The sequence below is a fragment of the Bradyrhizobium canariense genome (assembly GCF_018130465.1).
In the GTDB taxonomy this organism is placed as follows: Bacteria; Pseudomonadota; Alphaproteobacteria; order Rhizobiales; family Xanthobacteraceae; genus Bradyrhizobium; species Bradyrhizobium canariense_C.
Map to the genome: position 1 here is coordinate 47,716 of NZ_JAFCKJ010000016.1, position 16,144 is coordinate 63,859.

Below are 16,144 nucleotides of genomic sequence, written 5' to 3' on the forward strand. Positions count from 1 at the left end.
CTTTTCCGGGTCATGCTCAGCCGTGCTTCTTTACTTCCACCGGCGGCGTGCCGTGCGTATGGAACGACTCGATCGTCTTCAAGCCCCACGCCTGCCCCTTCTTGCGCTCCTCTTCCGTCCACACGATCGGCTTCCAGTCGGGCGCGAGGATGAGGCGCGCGCCGGCGTTGGCGACCTCGACGCGATTGCCGCCGGGCTCGTAGACGTAGAGGAAGAAGGTCTGCTGGATCGCGTGCTTGTGCGGGCCGGTCTCGATGTGGATGCCGTTCTCCAGGAAAATGTCGGCGGCGCGCAGAATCTCCTCGCGGCTGTCGAGCGCGTAGGTGACGTGATGGAAGCGGCCGGGCGTGCCGGAATGGTCGAGCGAATAGGCGAAATCGTAGCTCTTGTTCGACATCGTCAGCCACATCGCCGCTTCGCGGCCGTCGTTCAGCACGATCTGCTCGGTGAGGCGGCAGCCGAGATAATTCTCGAAGAACTCGCGGTTCGCCTTGATGTCAGTGGCGAGGCAGTTGAGATGGTCGAGGCGCCGGACGTTGACGCCGCGCGCGGGAAAGCGCTGGGCCTGGTTCTTCAATGCGGGCTTCAGCTCGGGCGGCGCCTGATACCATTCGGTCTCGTAATAGAGCTCGACGATATGTCCATCGGGATCGCGGCAGCGGAAGGTCGGCCCCTGCCCCATGTCGCCGTCGACCCAGCCGATGTCGAAGCCGGAGCCTTTCAGCGCCGCGACGCGGCGCTCCAGCGCCTGCTGGCTGCGCGCGCGCAGCGCCATGTGCTCCATGCCAGATGTCTTCGACGCCGTCAGTTTGAGCGAATAGCGCTCGTAATCGTCCCAACCGCGCAAATAGACCGACTCGCCCTTCTGTCCGCTGACGGTCATGCCCATCACGTCGACGAAGAATTTCAGGCTCTCGTCCGGCTTCGGCGTCAGCAACTCCATATGGCCGAGATGAGCGAGATCAAGGATCGGTTCGGGCTGCATGGTTTCCTCCAAGGCGTGGCTTGCGATCGCTGGACCGGATTCCGCGAGCTGGCGCAGGCTGCAATCCGCTCACGCGCCGGTGGGCGACACTGAGGCCGCCGGCTCATTTGTACTAATGTACAAATGATTAGGTCCCGTCAACAAACTCCCCGTGGCCTACCCCGATACTGCTCGATCGGGGGCCATCGAATCCCCGGTTCTGCGTCAGCCCCTACGGCCTATCCGCGCCGGGTCAGGGGCAGCGCACGCGGTTGATTTGCCGTCCTGTCCCGGTTTAGCTTGACGGCGCACGCTATCTCAAGCTGTATTGCCGGGAACCCGAGCGGCAGCCAAGCGCTCGGTGCGCCGGGAGTTGAGGGAAGCTCGATGGCCAAGCAATCAGGGAGCACAGGTCCGGCCGCCAGTTCGACGCCGGGTATCGCGACGATTCGCGCGGCCGGAGTCCCCGATACGCCCGTCACCAATCCCGAACGGCTCGCGCGCCTCGCGCAGGAATGGACGTATCTCCTGCGGGTGCGCTCGCGCTGGGCCTTCGATGTCGAGTTGCGCAAATCCATCGCCGAGCGCGCCGTCAAGGACCTCGCAGGCGTGGGCGTGTCGACCAAGCGTTTGCGCGAATTGGCGACGGCCAAACGTATCGAGATCGAGGTGCACGATTGGGACCGCGCGGATGCACGGATCTGTGCGATCCATGAGGCGGCCTGTGAAATCCCCTGGGAATACCTGCTCAGCGCCGGCACGCGCGCGGCAGGCCGTTACCACAGCACCTTGATCTCGCGCCTGTTCGACAACGGGCTCGCGCAGGTCACGCCACACCCGCCGACGGGCATGCTCTTCGTCGAGAGCGCGCCCGGACGCTTCTGGGACAAGTACGATTTCGCGGACGAGGAAAACCGCATCAGCGTCGCGATCGGTGCGACCGACAAACCGGATAACGACAAATACCGGACGATCCTCCGTACGCCTCAGACAAGCGAGCTCGCCAAGACGATCCACGGCTCGAAGTGGGAGGCGATCCACGTCACAGGCATAGATACCCATCAGGCCGCCTGGATCGTCGAAGACTTCTACGTGGACATGAAGACGAAGAACAAGCCGCTGTTCGACACGCTCATCGACTCCACCGGACGGCTGCCAGACGGAATGATCCTTCGCGAGGGTCACGAGAGCGAGCTTCCCGTTCCCTACGGCGACCTTGCAAAGATCCTCGTGGGTCCGACGCCGCCCCGGATCGTGACACTCAATCTCTACTATTCCGGCGCCCGCGTCGCGCGTGAGCTGGTCAGAAACAAGGCCCACGTCGCTCTGGGGTTTCTCGACGAGATCGACGACGAGGTGGCGGAGCTGTTCTTCCAGGCATTCTACTGGAACTGGTTTCACGGAAAGGACGGACTGATCCTTTCGATCCCGGATGCATTCCTGGAGGCTTGGGAGGCGATGCCTTCGGACAAGGCACACGGCACGTCAATCGTGATCTGGATGGGACGAAGCATCTTCGCGCCAGGCAGCGAGTCTATCAAGAAGCCGGCGGCGAGATCGCGTTCCGTGAAGAAGGCGTCTCCCCGGAAGAAGAGGGCAGACAGATGATCCCGATCCAGGTCGACCTGGAAGTGGCGGAGGCAATCAACTATTCCCTCCTGCACAACAACAGGCCCTTGCTCGACAAATTGACGCTGACACGGCTGACCCAGCAGCCCGTCGAAGCGATCACGATTCGGGTCGAACTCTGTGTCGGCGCCGACAACTACCCCTACCGTTACACGATCCCGCTCATGGAGGAGTTGCAGCTGCCGCTGTCCTCCGACGTGATCATTCCTCTCACCGCCGGCTTGAGCCGTTCGCTGCACGAACGGGTGCAGTCCGCCGTTTACGTCAAGGTGACCTGTGGGGGACGGACGGTATTCGAAGACACCAAACGCGTCACGTTGATACCCGTGGACGAATGGCTCGACGACACCAAGAACAATCCCTGGCTGCCGTCCTTCGTGCTGCCCAGAGATCCGGCGATCCTTGCGATCATCCACGCCTCCCGGCGTTACCTGATCGGCATCCTGGACGATCCCGGCGCAGGGTTCGACGGCTACCAGCAGGGCGAACAGCGCGCCGTCGATCAGCAGGTTCAGGCCATATGGACCGCGCTCGTCAACGAGTACCGTCTCCAGTACATCAACCCTCCCCCCGCCTACTCGGAACAGACGCAGCGGCTGCGCACCCCCAGCGAGATCGTCGCTTCCAACACCGGCACCTGCATCGACCTGGCGCTGCTGCTCGCCTCATGCCTCGAATATGTCGGCATCTTTCCGGTCGTGGTGTTGCTCACTGGTCATGCCTTCGTCGGTTATTGGCGGTCCGAGGAGGCGCACGACGACTTCGTGGGAGTGACGAAGGTGCCCGTCACGGTGCCGACCGTCGGCGATGCCGCGACCCGCGATGCGGGCCTGTGCTACGTCGACCCCTACGGCTGGAGGCTCACCAAGATGAGTTACACCGAGATCAGGGCCTATGTGACGTCGGGCGATCTCGTGATGCTGGAAGCCACTTACCTGACCGGGGCCTACAGCTTCAAGGACGCGCAAACCGAAGGACGGGCCAATCTGCGCAGCCAAAAGGAATTCGACAGCATGCTCGATATCCAGCACGCACGAAGCCTGAACGTCACCCCGCTTCCGATCATCAATGAATGACGGAATCGAACATGTCACAGTTTGTTGCGGAAGACCCCGGACGTTTCCTGTCGCAGATCAAGGCGGCCGAGGACAATGACGACCTGTTCGTACCTCTTTATGTCGACCATGACGACCGGATGGACTCCGTAGCCGGCCTGCGCCGACGCAGACGGCGCGCGTCCAACACACCCGACGACAACATCCTCGCAGCTTCCCTGGTCGAGGAAAACGGTGTCCTGCGCTGGTATGACGGCGTTCCGGCACGCGCGGAAGCGCCGCAGCGCCGTCGTCGCGCACGGCGGGCCGGTGGGCCGCCGCCGCTTCCCGATCAGACGGTGATACTGACCAAGGAATTTCCAAGGCTCCAGCCGAACAGGGCTGCAGCAGCCATCGGCGCCATCGACATGCGCCTCAACTCCGCAATCGATGTCTCGCTGCGCTCACACATACGCCAGTTGCGGGGCGGTCCGTCCAACTTCGTCATCGACGTTGCCGATGCCCACGGGCCCTTCAAGGGGCGGACCCTGCTGCTGGTCCACGGGACCTTCTCGAACGCGGTCAACATGATCGGCGAGTTCCAGGCGACTGCCGACGGCCAGGCGTTTCTCGGCGCCGCCTTGAACGGACCCAACAAGTACGATCAGGTTCTCGTTTTCGAGCACGCGACCCTTGCCGTAAGCCCGGTTTTAAATGCGCTCGAGCTTGGGCGCGCATTCGTCGATGCAACCGGACAAATCGACGTCATCGCCCATAGCCGCGGCGGCTTGATCGTGCGGTGGTGGCTGGAGGCGTTCGGCCGCTCGCTCGCCGCCACGACACGCGTCGTCTTTGCGGGCTCGCCGCTCCACGGCACCTCGCTCGCCGCGCCCGACAAGCTCCAGCACGCACTGAGCCTGCTTTCCAATATCGGCACCTTCGCCGAGAAGACGTTACAGCTCGCCGGTGGCGCCAATCCGTTCCTGTGGGTCGCCGGCAAGCTGGTCGAGGTGGTGATGACCGTCACCGGCACGCTTGCACACACGCCGCTCCTTGACGGGCTGGTCGCGCTCGTTCCGGGGTTGTTCGGACAATCCATGATCGAAAACAATTACGAGCTCAATCTGCTGCGGCTCGGTCCTTGTACGACGCAGCCCGCCTACTTCGTCGTCCAGTCGAACTTCGAGACCGAGAATCCCGGCTGGCAGTTCTGGAAGAATTTCAGGGCACTGCGGATCGGCGACCTGGCCGCCGACGAAATCTTTCCCAGCAAGAACGATCTCGTGGTCGATACAGTCTCGATGTCGGACCTGGGAGCGACGGGCTTCCCGCTCGCCATCCAGGGCATCGAGGATTTCGGCAACTCGCCCGACGTTTGGCACTGCAACTATTTCCGCCAGACCAGAACGATCGGCTTCATCCAGCGCAGCTTGGCCTAATCCGCGGGGACCGACAGCTTCGTCGCGTGCTCGCGGAACAACGCACGCAATTGCCGGCGCAGCGGCACCAGCGGCTTCGACGCGGCACCGAGCTCGCCCGACGGCGCAATCAGATAGGCCTGTGCCTCGTCCTCGATGACGTGTTGCGCGTAACCGGCCTTTGCAATCTGCCGCTCCAGCGCACGCGTATCGTATGAGCGCATCGCCTCGCGAACTCCCTTGCGGTAGCCGGCATCGATGAAGAACAGCGCATGCGCGAGTTCGTGCGTCAGGGTGCTGCCGTGGCCCTGGTAGATCCCGATCACGTAGAAGCGTCCGCGCAACCGTTCGAAAAGGCGAAGCAGACGCCTCTCCTTCCGCGTGAGCGGATCGAACGCGCCGGCATAGAACGGAGCGAACGCCGTCGAAGGCACGTTGAAGCCGGACCAGTCCTGATAGTAGGTGAAATTGCCGTGTTGTTCCGCATACCAGTCCATGTACTGCTCGAGCGAGAAGACGCGCCCGTGGAACTTCGGCGACTCGTAGTGCTCCTGTACGCGCAGAAAGGTCGACGTCAGCTCATATTGTGTCTTGAAGCGAAGCAGGTAAATGCCCGGGCCAACCCGCTGCTTCACGATCTTTTCCGACATCCGCCGCGTCTCCCTCGACGGCCGCTTCGGGCTGCGCCGGATTCCACACTGCCTCTTGGCGTATGGTAAACTATTCCTTAACCCACCCGCACCCCAACCGGCCTAGGAAAGCAGCATTTCCGGCCGTTTCTGCCCACAAGTATGCATTAGGAACAAACCTCACGGCCGAATTGTCGCGGATTTAAGGAAGCGCCCGCGGCTGCCGTTTAACCGTTTGTCCAGCGACGGCCGCGCATAGTTCGGGACAAAGCCCTCGCTCTTGCCAGGTTCATTCATTGTGACATCCTTTGGACGCGTGATTTCGGTTCGCGGATCGCTCGCCCGGGTCGGGTTGCTGGCTGAAAGCCGGATGCCAGTCTCGGAAGTTCGGGCCACCGTCGGCCGTTTCGTCAGCATCCGCTGCGCCAGCTCGGTCATCGTCGCGATGATCACCGAGGTGTCCTGCGAGAACCTCTCGAGCACCGACAATTTGATCGCCATCGCCTCGGTCGACCTGTTGGGCGAAATCCTCAATGCCACCGGCAAGGCCAAATTCCAGCGCGGCGTCACCAACTATCCGACCATCGGGGATTCCGTCGACCTGATCACGAGCCAGGAGCTGCGCACGATCTACGCGCCGACCGGCTCCGACCAGATCAATGTCGGGTTCCTTCAGCAGGACCCGTCCGTCGTCGCCTATGTCGACATCGAGGAAATGCTCTCCAAGCACTTTGCGGTGCTGGGATCGACCGGCGTCGGCAAATCGACCGGTGTGTCGCTGCTGCTCAACGAGATCCTCAAGGCACGCCCGAACCTGCGCATCTTCCTGCTCGATGTGCACAACGAATATGGCCGCTGCTTCGGCGACCGGGCGCTGGTGCTCAACCCGCGCAATCTGAAACTGCCATTCTGGCTGTTCAATTTCGAGGAAATCGTCGACGTGCTGTTCGGCGGCCGCGCCGGCGTACCCGAGGAGCTCGACGTCCTCGCCGAGGTCATTCCGCTCGCCAAGGGCGTCTACACCCAGTACCAGAACGCCGACCGCATTGGCCTGAAGCGCTTCGATCCCAAGCAGATCGGCTACACCGTCGACACGCCGGTGCCCTATCGCCTGGTCGATCTGATGTCGCTGATCGACGAGCGCATGGGCAAGCTCGAGAACCGCTCCTCGCGCATCATCTATCACAAGCTGATCTCCCGCATCGAGGCGGTCCGCAACGACCCGCGCTACGCCTTCATGTTCGACAACGCCAATGTCGGCGGTGACACCATGGCCGAGGTGATCAGTCATCTGTTCCGCCTGCCGGCCAACGGCAAGCCGATGACGGTGATGCAGCTCGCCGGCTTCCCGGCCGAGGTCATCGATTCCGTCGTCTCGGTGCTCTGCCGCATGGCCTTCGACTTCGGCCTGTGGAGCGACGGCGTTTCGCCCATGCTGTTCGTCTGCGAAGAGGCTCACCGCTACGCCTCCGCCGATCGCAATGTCGGCTTCGGGCCGACCCGCAAGGCGGTGTCGCGCATCGCCAAGGAAGGCCGCAAATACGGCGTCTATCTCGGCCTCATCACCCAGCGTCCGGCCGAACTCGACGCCACCATCATCTCCCAGTGCAACACGCTGTTCACGATGCGTCTTGCCAACGAGCGCGACCAGGCGCTGCTGCGCGCCGCGGTGTCGGATGCGGCCGCGAACCTGCTCTCGTTCGTGCCCTCGCTCGGCACCCGCGAAGTGCTGGCGTTCGGCGAAGGTGTCGCGCTGCCGACGCGGCTGCGCTTCAAGGAGGTGCCGCCGCATCAATTGCCGCGCGGCGAAGCCACCATCAGCAGCGTGCCCTCCGTCACCTCCGGTCACGACATGCATTTCGTCGGCGCCGTGCTCGAGCGCTGGCGTGGTGCCACCTCGCAGCGCGACGTGCCGAACGATCCGGTATTCTCGGCGGCGCCCGCGAAGACGCTCTCCAACGTCGAAGCCCCGATGCTGCAACCGTCGATGGGGCTGGATCCGGACCGCTTCTCGCTGCTGAAGAAGCCGCTGCGGTAAAGCAACGCTCGTTCTCCAGCCTCGTCATTGCGAGCGTGGCGTCACGTTGAGCATGGCACCGGCATCGACTATGGTTGCCGGCCCCAAGCCGGAATCCATGCCCATGACAAAGCCCGCGCAACGCTTCCCCGCCCCCGCCCTCGACACTCTTCCCGACGACATCCGCACGCGCCTTCTCGCTGTCCAGGAGAAGAGCGGCTTCGTGCCGAACGTGTTTTTGACGCTGGCCTACCGCCCGGACGAGTTCCGCGCCTTCTTCGCCTATCACGACGCGCTCATGGAGAAGGACGGCGGCCTCACCAAGGCCGAGCGCGAGATGATCGTGGTCGCGACCTCGGCGGCCAATCAGTGCCAGTATTGCGTGATCGCGCATGGCGCGATCCTGCGTATCCGCGCCAAGAACCCGCTGATCGCCGACCAGATCGCTACGAATTACCGCAAGGCCGACATCACGCCGCGGCAGAAGGCGATGCTCGACTTCGCGATGAAGGTCTCGGCCGATGCGCAGCGGATTTCCGAGGACGATTTCACCGCGCTCGCGCCGCATGGCTTCAGCGACGACGACATCTGGGACATCGCCGCAATCTCCGCCTTCTTCGCGCTGTCGAACCGGCTGGCGAATTTTACCGGCATGCGGCCGAATGACGAATTCTATCTGATGGGACGCCTGCCGAAGAAATGACCGCCCGCCGCGAGCGCGGAGGGAACCGCCGCCGACAAATGCAGGGGGATGAGTTCCCGCTTGACGGGAACTCTGTGTTTTCGCAATCGCACACGTTTAATTAAGAATCTCGCCCTCAACTAGCATAAACGCTTTGGCACAACTTGCGCAGTTTCCGTCACCGGAGACGCTGATGAGTCGTGCCTGTTGAGGGGCTTCTCATGAACGTACGGGCATTTGTTATCGCGACCTGTATTGGCACGGCATTCTTCGCGGCCGGATACGCATGGAACTATCAGCCCGAGATCATCAACGCGAACGAGATATGGAGCATGTTCGAATCGGAGCATGGCAAGGCGCGGGCTGCCGTCTTACGCGTCCTCGTTGCACCGAATTCAGCTCACTTCAACGGCCTGCGAACGATCGATGCAGACCAGGCAAGATACGTATGCGGCTCCGTAAAGGCGATGGATAAGGAGAGGCAGTATGTCGAGGCCGCGTTCGTTTACACCGTCGCGATCGATTATGCCCGTATCGACGACGACGGCCGGATGACCTCGCAGCGCTCTACTTACAAGCCCTGCCCAGGCGCGGCCGATGACAAAATTGCCGACCAGAACACGCTGATATCGCCAGGCGCGCTGTCGATGATCAAGACCGTCGAAAAAATCATCCCCAAGTCCAGCGGCGGAACGATGGAACAACAGCTTGGCCAACTGGCCGGACAGACAGCGGCGGTCGCGCCAGGTTCGGCGGTCCCGCGGAGATCGGCCGGCTCATCGGGTTCGGCAGCCTCAGCAGGGGCAGGATGGGCGCCAGCAGCACAGCATTTAAGTTCGGGCGTGGAGGCGCGACAAGCAGATGAACTGACGTGGCGTGTCGACCAGCCGCCGGCCGCATGGCCGACGTTCCCCTCGAACCATGCGCTGGCGAAATCGACGCAGAAGCGGACGAGCACCGAGGCCCTGGCTTTCGCGAAAGAGATCGAGGCTCGCTCGGAGGAAGCCAAATCATCCGGCGTTCCGGCCAAGCGTCCTTCGCCTGAGGAGATCAAGGAAGCATGCCGCGCGCTGCTTACGATAGATCCCTCGGACAAGGATTATCCGCGGGCCTGGGCCGCCTTTGTGCGGTTGCGCAAAATCGATCGCGACGCTGCTGGTTGAATTGACGGGCCTCGCTCACACCTTTCGCCGCAGGCTCCAAAGGCTCCCGAGAGCCACGACGGCGGTCATGAGCAGGATGGCGACGAAGGTTTGGATGATCGTGAAATTCAGGGCGTCACGCGCGACGAACAGCGCGGTGACAGCTCCGGCGAACACAAACAGAATGCGAAGAATCAAGCTCATCATCATGTCTCCAGACGGCATGATCTGGAGCCACCCGGCGACGCGGGAGCGCAACGCTGGTTCGGCAGTCATGCCGGCGGACCTTAGCGGCCGGCACCAAAGTCTGTTTGCGATACGTCAAGCGCGCTACGCCGTTAGGCAGCAGGTCTCGCACCGCCCAACGCACGCAGTGGCGGTATCACAACTGCGCTGCCTGCGGCTGCGAAGCACTGTGGCGCTGGACTAGCGCTTCGCCATCAACTCCAGCGCCGGGGCGAAGCGCTCGGAAAACGTCGATGTCTTGGCATGGTGAACCGCAGCAAACGATGCCGATATCCCTGCTGAAGCGACCACGAGCAGTGCAAGGACGAAAACCAGACGGCGCATTTCTGCCTCCTGTGTGAGCTCAACCACTCCAACAGATGGCACGGCTTTGTTTCAGCACCGCTTCGCGCGGACGGAAGATGGTTTCGCTCAAGAGGCTGTGATCAGATCCGGTTTGTGGAGCCGCAGGCCGTACTGATGTGAGCGTTGGCCTAATCATCCTCCGCCGGTCCGCACCAGCCGGGCAGATAGATCGCATCCTTGCTCTTGGCTGAGGACATCGCCTTCTCGAGCGCCTTGTCGAAATTGGCATCCACAGCCTTGCGCGACAGCTTGCGGCGCAGATAATCGGCCCACAGGAATTCGGAGAACGGCGTGGTGTCCTTGGCGAAGCCGCCCATGCGGCGCAGCTCGCCGGCAAGGCTCCGGAAGGGATCGTCCTTGAGATCGACGACGGATTTCGGCAAATCGCGGAACGGTCGCCTTTCGCCCTTGGCGTCGTAGGGATAGACCCAGCGCTTGTTGTCCATCACGCCCCAGAACGCTTCGCGCTCGACCATCCTGAGGTCGCCGACGATGGTGACCAGCACCTCCTTGACGCCCTCGTCGTGCAGCGCGCGGCCGAGATGATGATGGTCGATCACGTAATAGCGCTCGTCGGGGCCGTGCACGACGGGGATCATGTGCTTGCCGAGCAGATCGGCCTGCTTCTTCTTGTCGTGCTCGCGCCAGCGCTTGCGCTTCTCCTTGACCTCACGCATCCCGACCGTCATCTGCGTCGGCCGCAGCGACAGGATCGACACCGGATGCACTCTCGGCTCGCGCGTATTGGTCATGGTCGAAGAGCCCTTCACATGGTTGCAGCTGCGTAGTCAGGTTCCCAGGATTATGCCATGGGCACCGCGACGGCAAAATGCATTCGGCTGGGCGGACGTTATTGCATCGCACCCTCTGCATGCCGGACGACGACGGTTCCGCGCGCATTCATTCGCAGCCCTGCAGGATAGTGCGAACGCGCAATGCACGAGCGCGTTGAGAAGATTTTCTGCAACGCGTTCACCACGTATGCTATCTAAAAATCGCTGCTTCGGAGTGATCCCTGCACCATGAAAACCCAGCGGCCCATAAGCTCGGATGACGAGCACCGGGTGCTCCAGTTCAGGCCGCGCACCGCGCCTTCCCCGACGGGCTACCGCGGCAACGGTACCGTGCAGCAATTGCGCGCCGCGCCCGAGCCGCTCGACCTGTCGCGCTACGAGCAGCCCCGCACTGAACCGGACGATTTCCGCCATCGTATGCTCGCCAATATCGCGGCGCTGGCCTTCACCATCGCGCTGACAGCGATCGGGATCTGGCTCGCGGTGAGCATCGCCGACCTGCGCCGGACCCAGGATTGCGTGCTGATGGGCCGCCGCGACTGCGTCAAGATCACGACGCCGCACATCTAGACCAGACATCTAGTTGGCAAGACATCCGGCGAGGCCCGCCGACGGTTCTTCGGCGGAAACGGCTCAGCCGGGCATCCCCAGCCCTGCCCCACCCCGTCCGGCTCCATTGAACTCAGGGCGGCGCTCCGATATACGGGCTTTCGACCCGGCCAGAGGGGGGTTGAGGGCGTCATCGGGGCGCGATGCCCACCCACCGTTCCACTCTGGACAATCTGACAAATATCCGCAATATATCAAAGGCTTAGTGATGTCCTCCACATTCGATCAGGTCGCTACGATCATCGCTGAAACCTGCGACATCCCGCGCGACACGATCACGCCGGATAGCCATGCCATCGATGACCTCGGCATCGACAGCCTCGATTTCCTGGACATCGCGTTCGCGATCGACAAGCAATTCGGTATCAAGCTGCCGCTGGAAAAGTGGACCCAGGAGGTCAACGACGGCAAAGCGACCACCGAGCAGTATTTCGTGCTGAAAAACCTGTGCGCCCGCATCGACGAACTGGTTGCGGCCAAGGGCGCGAGCGCCTAAGCGCGCGGTCATGCAACTCGAATACTTCCACATGATAGATCGCGTCGTCGACCTCAACGTCGACGCGAAGACGATTGTCGTCGAGGCTCAGGTCCCGATGGAGAGCACCATCTTCGAGGGGCACTTCCCGGGCTATCCCCTGATGCCGGGCGTGCTCCTGATCGAATCGATGGCGCAGGCCTCGGGCTGGCTTCAGCTTGGCGTGCTCAAATTCGAGCGCATGCCGATCCTGGCCGCCGTGAAGGAAGCCAAGGTTCGCGGCTCGGTCTTCCCCGGCGATCTCATGAGCATCGAGGCAACCCTGTCGCATCAGGGCTCGGGCTATGCCGTGACCGAAGCCAAGATCAAGGTCGGCGGCAAGCTGCGCGCGAACTCGACGCTCACCTTCACGCAGATCCCCTTCCCCAATCCGGATATGCGTAGCTTCATGGACGCGGTTGCCAAACGCGTCGGCTTTCCGCAACAGGCCGTATCGCCATGACCGAGACTGCTTCGAAGCCCGGCCAGACGGAAGTCTGGATCACCGGCATTGGCCTGGCCACCTCGCTCGGCGAGGGCCTGGACGCCAACTGGGCCGCGCTTCAGGAGAAGCGCATCAATGTCGACGAGAAGGGCTTTGCGCCCTACATCGTGCATCCCCTGATGCCTGTTACCTTCGACAGCCAGATCCCGAAGAAGGGCGATCAGCGCCAGATGGAAGCCTGGCAGCGCATCGGCACCTATGCGGCCGGCCTTGCGCTCGACTCCGCCGGGATCAAGGGCAACAAGGACATCCTGTCGAAGATCGACATGGTGGTCGCCGCCGGCGGCGGCGAGCGCGATCTCAACGTCGACACCGGCGTGCTCACGGCCGAGGCCAAGGGCGCCAACGCGCCCGGCTTCCTCAACGAGCGGCTGATGAGCGATCTCAGGCCGACGCTGTTCCTCGCCCAGCTCTCCAACCTGCTCGCCGGCAACATCGCCATCGTGCACGGCCTTGGCGGCACCTCGCGCACTTTCATGGGCGAAGAGGTTGCCGGCGCCGATGCCGCCCGCATTGCGTTGTCGCGCATCGCCTCGGGCGAGAGCGACATTGCGCTGATCGGCGGCTCGCACAATGGCGAGCGCAAGGACCTGATGGTCCTCTATGAATTCGGCGACTTCAATTTGAAGGACAAGTTCGCACCCGTGTGGGCGCGCAAGGACCACGCCGGCTTCGCGCTCGGCTCGGCCGGCGCGTTTCTGGTGCTGGAATCGAAGGCGCATGCGGAAGCGCGCGGCGCAAAGCCGTTCGCAAAGCTGTCGAGCGTCGTTGCCGACCTTGCTCGGCGCAAGAGCCCGGGCGACATGGCGGCGACACTGGAGAAGCTTTGGGCGAAGTTGCCGAAGCGCGACGGCAAGGGCGCGATCATATCCGGTGCGACCGGCGCGGAGCCGGCGACATCAGAAGAGCGCGGCTTCCTGAAGGGCCACGCCGAGTTCCCGGTGCGCTCGACCGGTACGATGTTCGGCCACACCATGGAGACGCAATTCCCGCTCGGCATCGCGCTCGCCGCGCTGTCGATCTCGCGCGGCGCGCTGTTTCCGCCGAACGATTCCACGGGGACCGAGATTGAAATGCAGGGAGCGCCCACCCAGATTGTGGTGGTGGGGGCCGGACACTGGCGCGGCGAAGGCATGGCGCTGGTCGAGGCAGTAAGCTAAAGCGCGTTGCGCTTTGGCAGGTTATTGTTTGGGCATGATCTTCTCGGAAAACGGCGTCACACTTTTCCGGATCAGGCTCTAGCTCAAGCGGGGGATCGACATGACTGCACCACGCGACAAACTCGGGCGTCCCGTCGTCGTCGTCACCGGCATGGGCATCATGACCTCGCTCGGCAACGGCAAGACCGACAATTGGGCGAAGCTCGTCGCCGGCGAATCCGGCATCCGCACCATCACGCGCTTTCCGGTCGACGGCCTCAGGACCACAATGGCCGGCACGGTCGATTTCGTCAGCGTTGATCCGTTCTCCTCCACCGGCCTGTCCGAGCGGATGGCAGAGCTGGTAACAGAGGAAGCGCTGGACCAGGCCGGCATCGGCGCCAAGGGCGACTTCCCCGGTCCCCTCTTCCTTGCGGTTGCACCGGTCGAGGTCGAGTGGCCGCAGCGCCGCGAGCTCGGCCGCGCCGTCGGCGCGCCCGACTTCACCTATGACGACCTCCTGCGCATCTCCGGCGGCGGCAAATACAGCGCCTATCATCACCGCTTCATGTTCGGCTCGGTCGCCGCTCACCTCGCCGAGACGTTCGGCACCAAGGGTTCGCCGATCTCGCTGTCGACGGCCTGCGCCTCGGGCGCGACCTCGATCCAGCTCGGTGTCGAAGCGATCCGCCGTGGCGAGACCGATGCCGCGCTGTGCGTCGCGACCGACGGCACCGTGAACCCGGAGGCCCTAGTGCGATTCTCGCTGCTCTCGGCGCTGTCGACCCAGAACGATCCGCCGCAGGCGGCCTCCCGCCCCTTCTCCAAGAACCGCGACGGCTTTGTCATGGCCGAAGGCGCCGGCGCCCTCGTGCTCGAAAGTTATGAGGCCGCCACTGCGCGCGGCGCAAAAATCCTCGGCGTGATCGCCGGCTGCGGCGAGCTCACGGACTCTTTCCATCGCACTCGCTCGTCGCCCGACGGCAAGCCGATCATCGGCTGCATGAACAAGACCCTGGCCGATGCCGGCATGACGCCGGACCAGATCGACCACATCAACGCGCACGGCACCGCGACGCCCGAAAACGACAAGATGGAATTCAACACGACATCGGCCGTGTTCGGCGAGCTGGCGCAGAAGATTCCGGTTACCTCGAACAAGTCGATGGTCGGCCACACCATCTCCGCCGCCGGCGCGGTCGAGGCGATCTTCTCGCTGCTGACGCTCGAGCATCAGCGCATCCCGCCGACGATCAACTACGAGACGCCGGATCCCACGATCCTGTTCAACGTCGTCGGCAACAAGGCGCGCGATGCTCGCGTCACAGCGGTGATGTCGAACTCGTTCGGCTTCGGCGGCCAGAACGCCTCGCTGATCCTGACCCGCGAACCGGCCTGACCGGACGCATGGCGCTGCTTCCTGCGAGCATGAAGGCCCGCGCGCGGGAAGCCGCCAAATTCATCGGCGGAAGCCTGATCGGCGCCGCCACCGTCGGCATGCTGCGCACCACGCGCCATTTCGATCCGGTCAAGACCTCGGATTTCTTCGCGCGCGCGACCAAGCTGATCGGCCCGCGCCTGCGCGAACACCGCATCGGCCGCGCCAACCTCACCGCCGCCTTTCCCGAGAAGTCGCCGGAAGAGATCGAACAGATCCTGATGGGCGTATGGGACAATCTCGGCCGCGTCGGCGCCGAGTTCGCCCATATGGACCGTGTCTGGGATTACGACCGCGCCCATCCGGAGAAGAGCCGGATCGAATTGTCGCCGCGCAGCATCGAGCTGTTCGACCACATCCGTGACGACGGCAAGCCGGCGCTGATCTTCGCCGCACACCTTTCCAATTGGGAACTGCCGGCGCTCGCCGCCGTCGCGCATGGGCTGGACACCGCGATCCTCTACCGCCGGCCGAACATCGCCTCAGCCGACCGCATCATCCAGGAGATGCGCCAGGTCAACATGGGTACGCTGATCCCTGCGGGGCGCGACGCGCCGCTGCGGCTCGCGCAGGCTCTGAAGGACGGCAAGCACGTCGCCATGCTGATCGACCAGTATCTGACCGGCGGCGTCGAGGTCACCTTCTTCGGCCGCAAGACCCGCGCCAATCCGATGCTGGCGCGCCTGTTGCGCCAGGTCGAATGCCCGATCCACGGCGTCCGCGTCATCCGCCTGCCCGGCAACCGCTTCGCCGCCGAACTGACGGAGGAAGTCCAGCCGGTGCGCGACGCCGACGGCAAGATCGACATCCAGGGCACGACCCAGGCGGTCACCAACGTGGTGGAGAGTTGGGTGCGCGAGCATCCCGAGCAGTGGCTGTGGCTGCACCGAAGGTGGCGGTAGCGGTCGCGGGCGCAACTCTTGCCGTCATGGCCGGGCTTGTCCCGGCCATCCACGCACCACACAGCAGGAAAGACGTGGATGCCCGGGACAAGCCCGGGCATGACGACCGAGCGAGGCGTGCGTCCGCTTCGTCTCAG

Annotated in this window: 17 protein-coding genes; 12 read left to right on the forward strand and 5 right to left on the reverse strand. The window is 63.3% G+C overall.

Going from position 1 to position 16,144, the window contains the following annotated elements:
• Window positions 1-16: 16 nt before the first annotated feature.
• Window positions 17-985 carry a catechol 2,3-dioxygenase gene (locus tag JQ591_RS30645; RefSeq protein ID WP_211399703.1) on the reverse strand — a complete coding sequence of 323 codons (969 nt, stop codon included), beginning with the start codon at window positions 983-985 and terminating at the stop codon, window positions 17-19.
• A 279-nt stretch (window positions 986-1,264) separates the two neighbouring features.
• On the opposite strand from JQ591_RS30645, the gene JQ591_RS30650 reads away from it, so the two are divergent.
• The 3 genes from JQ591_RS30650 to JQ591_RS30660 are packed head-to-tail and all read left to right on the forward strand — an operon-like array spanning window position 1,265 to window position 5,066.
• Entirely contained in the window at window positions 1,265-2,572 is a 1,308-nt protein-coding gene (locus JQ591_RS30650) for a hypothetical protein (RefSeq protein ID WP_249137916.1), read from the forward strand.
• On the forward strand, window positions 2,569-3,669 hold the full coding sequence (locus JQ591_RS30655) for a hypothetical protein (RefSeq protein WP_211399704.1): 1,101 nt from the start codon (window positions 2,569-2,571) through the stop codon (window positions 3,667-3,669). Before JQ591_RS30650 ends, JQ591_RS30655 begins: the two co-directional genes overlap by 4 nt.
• Window positions 3,670-3,680: 11 nt before the next feature.
• Window positions 3,681-5,066, forward strand: coding sequence for an esterase/lipase family protein (locus JQ591_RS30660; RefSeq protein ID WP_249137917.1), 1,386 nt, complete (start codon window positions 3,681-3,683; stop codon window positions 5,064-5,066).
• Here JQ591_RS30660 and JQ591_RS30665 read toward each other — a convergent pair.
• Entirely contained in the window at window positions 5,063-5,695 is a 633-nt protein-coding gene (locus JQ591_RS30665) for an ABC transporter ATP-binding protein (RefSeq protein ID WP_211399706.1), read from the reverse strand. The two genes, JQ591_RS30660 and JQ591_RS30665, sit on opposite strands and share 4 nt — an antisense overlap.
• A 277-nt stretch (window positions 5,696-5,972) precedes the next feature.
• On the opposite strand from JQ591_RS30665, the gene JQ591_RS30670 reads away from it, so the two are divergent.
• From JQ591_RS30670 to JQ591_RS30680, 3 genes are all read left to right on the forward strand, one after another.
• Window positions 5,973-7,712, forward strand: coding sequence for an ATP-binding protein (locus tag JQ591_RS30670; RefSeq protein WP_211399707.1), 1,740 nt, complete (start codon window positions 5,973-5,975; stop codon window positions 7,710-7,712).
• A 103-nt stretch (window positions 7,713-7,815) separates the two neighbouring features.
• Window positions 7,816-8,394 (forward strand): peroxidase-related enzyme, encoded by a 579-nt coding sequence (locus JQ591_RS30675; protein WP_211399708.1) that lies wholly within the window; start codon window positions 7,816-7,818, stop codon window positions 8,392-8,394.
• 200 nt (window positions 8,395-8,594) lie between these two features.
• A complete protein-coding gene (locus JQ591_RS30680) occupies window positions 8,595-9,536 on the forward strand; it encodes a hypothetical protein (protein WP_211399709.1) in 942 nt (313 codons plus the stop codon).
• 15 nt (window positions 9,537-9,551) lie between these two features.
• Here the strand turns inward: JQ591_RS30680 and JQ591_RS30685 are convergent, their stop codons facing one another.
• The 3 genes from JQ591_RS30685 to JQ591_RS30695 form a co-directional block, all read right to left on the reverse strand.
• Window positions 9,552-9,725 (reverse strand): hypothetical protein, encoded by a 174-nt coding sequence (locus JQ591_RS30685; protein ID WP_211399835.1) that lies wholly within the window; start codon window positions 9,723-9,725, stop codon window positions 9,552-9,554.
• 216 nt (window positions 9,726-9,941) lie between these two features.
• Entirely contained in the window at window positions 9,942-10,085 is a 144-nt protein-coding gene (locus JQ591_RS30690; protein WP_211399710.1) for a hypothetical protein, read from the reverse strand.
• Between the two features lie 149 nt (window positions 10,086-10,234).
• Complete coding sequence (locus JQ591_RS30695) at window positions 10,235-10,858, reverse strand: ParB-like protein (RefSeq protein ID WP_211399711.1); 624 nt, start codon at window positions 10,856-10,858, stop codon at window positions 10,235-10,237.
• A gap of 270 nt (window positions 10,859-11,128) precedes the next feature.
• On the opposite strand from JQ591_RS30695, the gene JQ591_RS30700 reads away from it, so the two are divergent.
• The 6 genes from JQ591_RS30700 (at window position 11,129) to JQ591_RS30725 (ending at window position 16,007) form a co-directional block, all read left to right on the forward strand.
• On the forward strand, window positions 11,129-11,470 hold the full coding sequence (locus tag JQ591_RS30700) for a hypothetical protein (RefSeq protein WP_211399712.1): 342 nt from the start codon (window positions 11,129-11,131) through the stop codon (window positions 11,468-11,470).
• A 247-nt stretch (window positions 11,471-11,717) separates the two neighbouring features.
• Complete coding sequence (locus JQ591_RS30705; RefSeq protein ID WP_007592476.1) at window positions 11,718-12,005, forward strand: acyl carrier protein; 288 nt, start codon at window positions 11,718-11,720, stop codon at window positions 12,003-12,005.
• Window positions 12,006-12,015: 10 nt separating this feature from the next.
• Window positions 12,016-12,486 (forward strand): 3-hydroxyacyl-ACP dehydratase FabZ family protein, encoded by a 471-nt coding sequence (locus tag JQ591_RS30710; protein WP_211399713.1) that lies wholly within the window; start codon window positions 12,016-12,018, stop codon window positions 12,484-12,486.
• Entirely contained in the window at window positions 12,483-13,688 is a 1,206-nt protein-coding gene (locus tag JQ591_RS30715; protein WP_211399714.1) for a beta-ketoacyl-ACP synthase, read from the forward strand. Before JQ591_RS30710 ends, JQ591_RS30715 begins: the two co-directional genes overlap by 4 nt.
• A 100-nt stretch (window positions 13,689-13,788) precedes the next feature.
• Entirely contained in the window at window positions 13,789-15,066 is a 1,278-nt protein-coding gene (locus JQ591_RS30720) for a beta-ketoacyl-ACP synthase (RefSeq protein WP_211399715.1), read from the forward strand.
• 8 nt (window positions 15,067-15,074) lie between these two features.
• Entirely contained in the window at window positions 15,075-16,007 is a 933-nt protein-coding gene (locus JQ591_RS30725; RefSeq protein ID WP_211399716.1) for a lipid A biosynthesis lauroyl acyltransferase, read from the forward strand.
• Window positions 16,008-16,144: the final 137 nt, after the last annotated feature.

What these genes read in the sequence shown, in the direction of transcription:
- JQ591_RS30645 (WP_211399703.1), bottom strand. Translation starts at nt 985, where the DNA reads ATGCAGCCCGAACCGATCCTTGATCTCGCTCATCTCGGCCATATGGAG.
- JQ591_RS30655 (WP_211399704.1), top strand. Translation starts at nt 2,569, where the DNA reads ATGATCCCGATCCAGGTCGACCTGGAAGTGGCGGAGGCAATCAACTAT.
- JQ591_RS30660 (WP_249137917.1), top strand. Translation starts at nt 3,681, where the DNA reads ATGTCACAGTTTGTTGCGGAAGACCCCGGACGTTTCCTGTCGCAGATC.
- JQ591_RS30665 (WP_211399706.1), bottom strand. Translation starts at nt 5,695, where the DNA reads ATGTCGGAAAAGATCGTGAAGCAGCGGGTTGGCCCGGGCATTTACCTG.
- JQ591_RS30675 (WP_211399708.1), top strand. Translation starts at nt 7,816, where the DNA reads ATGACAAAGCCCGCGCAACGCTTCCCCGCCCCCGCCCTCGACACTCTT.
- JQ591_RS30680 (WP_211399709.1), top strand. Translation starts at nt 8,595, where the DNA reads ATGAACGTACGGGCATTTGTTATCGCGACCTGTATTGGCACGGCATTC.
- JQ591_RS30685 (WP_211399835.1), bottom strand. Translation starts at nt 9,725, where the DNA reads ATGATGATGAGCTTGATTCTTCGCATTCTGTTTGTGTTCGCCGGAGCT.
- JQ591_RS30690 (WP_211399710.1), bottom strand. Translation starts at nt 10,085, where the DNA reads ATGCGCCGTCTGGTTTTCGTCCTTGCACTGCTCGTGGTCGCTTCAGCA.
- JQ591_RS30695 (WP_211399711.1), bottom strand. Translation starts at nt 10,858, where the DNA reads ATGACCAATACGCGCGAGCCGAGAGTGCATCCGGTGTCGATCCTGTCG.
- JQ591_RS30700 (WP_211399712.1), top strand. Translation starts at nt 11,129, where the DNA reads ATGAAAACCCAGCGGCCCATAAGCTCGGATGACGAGCACCGGGTGCTC.
- JQ591_RS30705 (WP_007592476.1), top strand. Translation starts at nt 11,718, where the DNA reads ATGTCCTCCACATTCGATCAGGTCGCTACGATCATCGCTGAAACCTGC.
- JQ591_RS30710 (WP_211399713.1), top strand. Translation starts at nt 12,016, where the DNA reads ATGCAACTCGAATACTTCCACATGATAGATCGCGTCGTCGACCTCAAC.
- JQ591_RS30715 (WP_211399714.1), top strand. Translation starts at nt 12,483, where the DNA reads ATGACCGAGACTGCTTCGAAGCCCGGCCAGACGGAAGTCTGGATCACC.
- JQ591_RS30720 (WP_211399715.1), top strand. Translation starts at nt 13,789, where the DNA reads ATGACTGCACCACGCGACAAACTCGGGCGTCCCGTCGTCGTCGTCACC.
- JQ591_RS30725 (WP_211399716.1), top strand. Translation starts at nt 15,075, where the DNA reads ATGGCGCTGCTTCCTGCGAGCATGAAGGCCCGCGCGCGGGAAGCCGCC.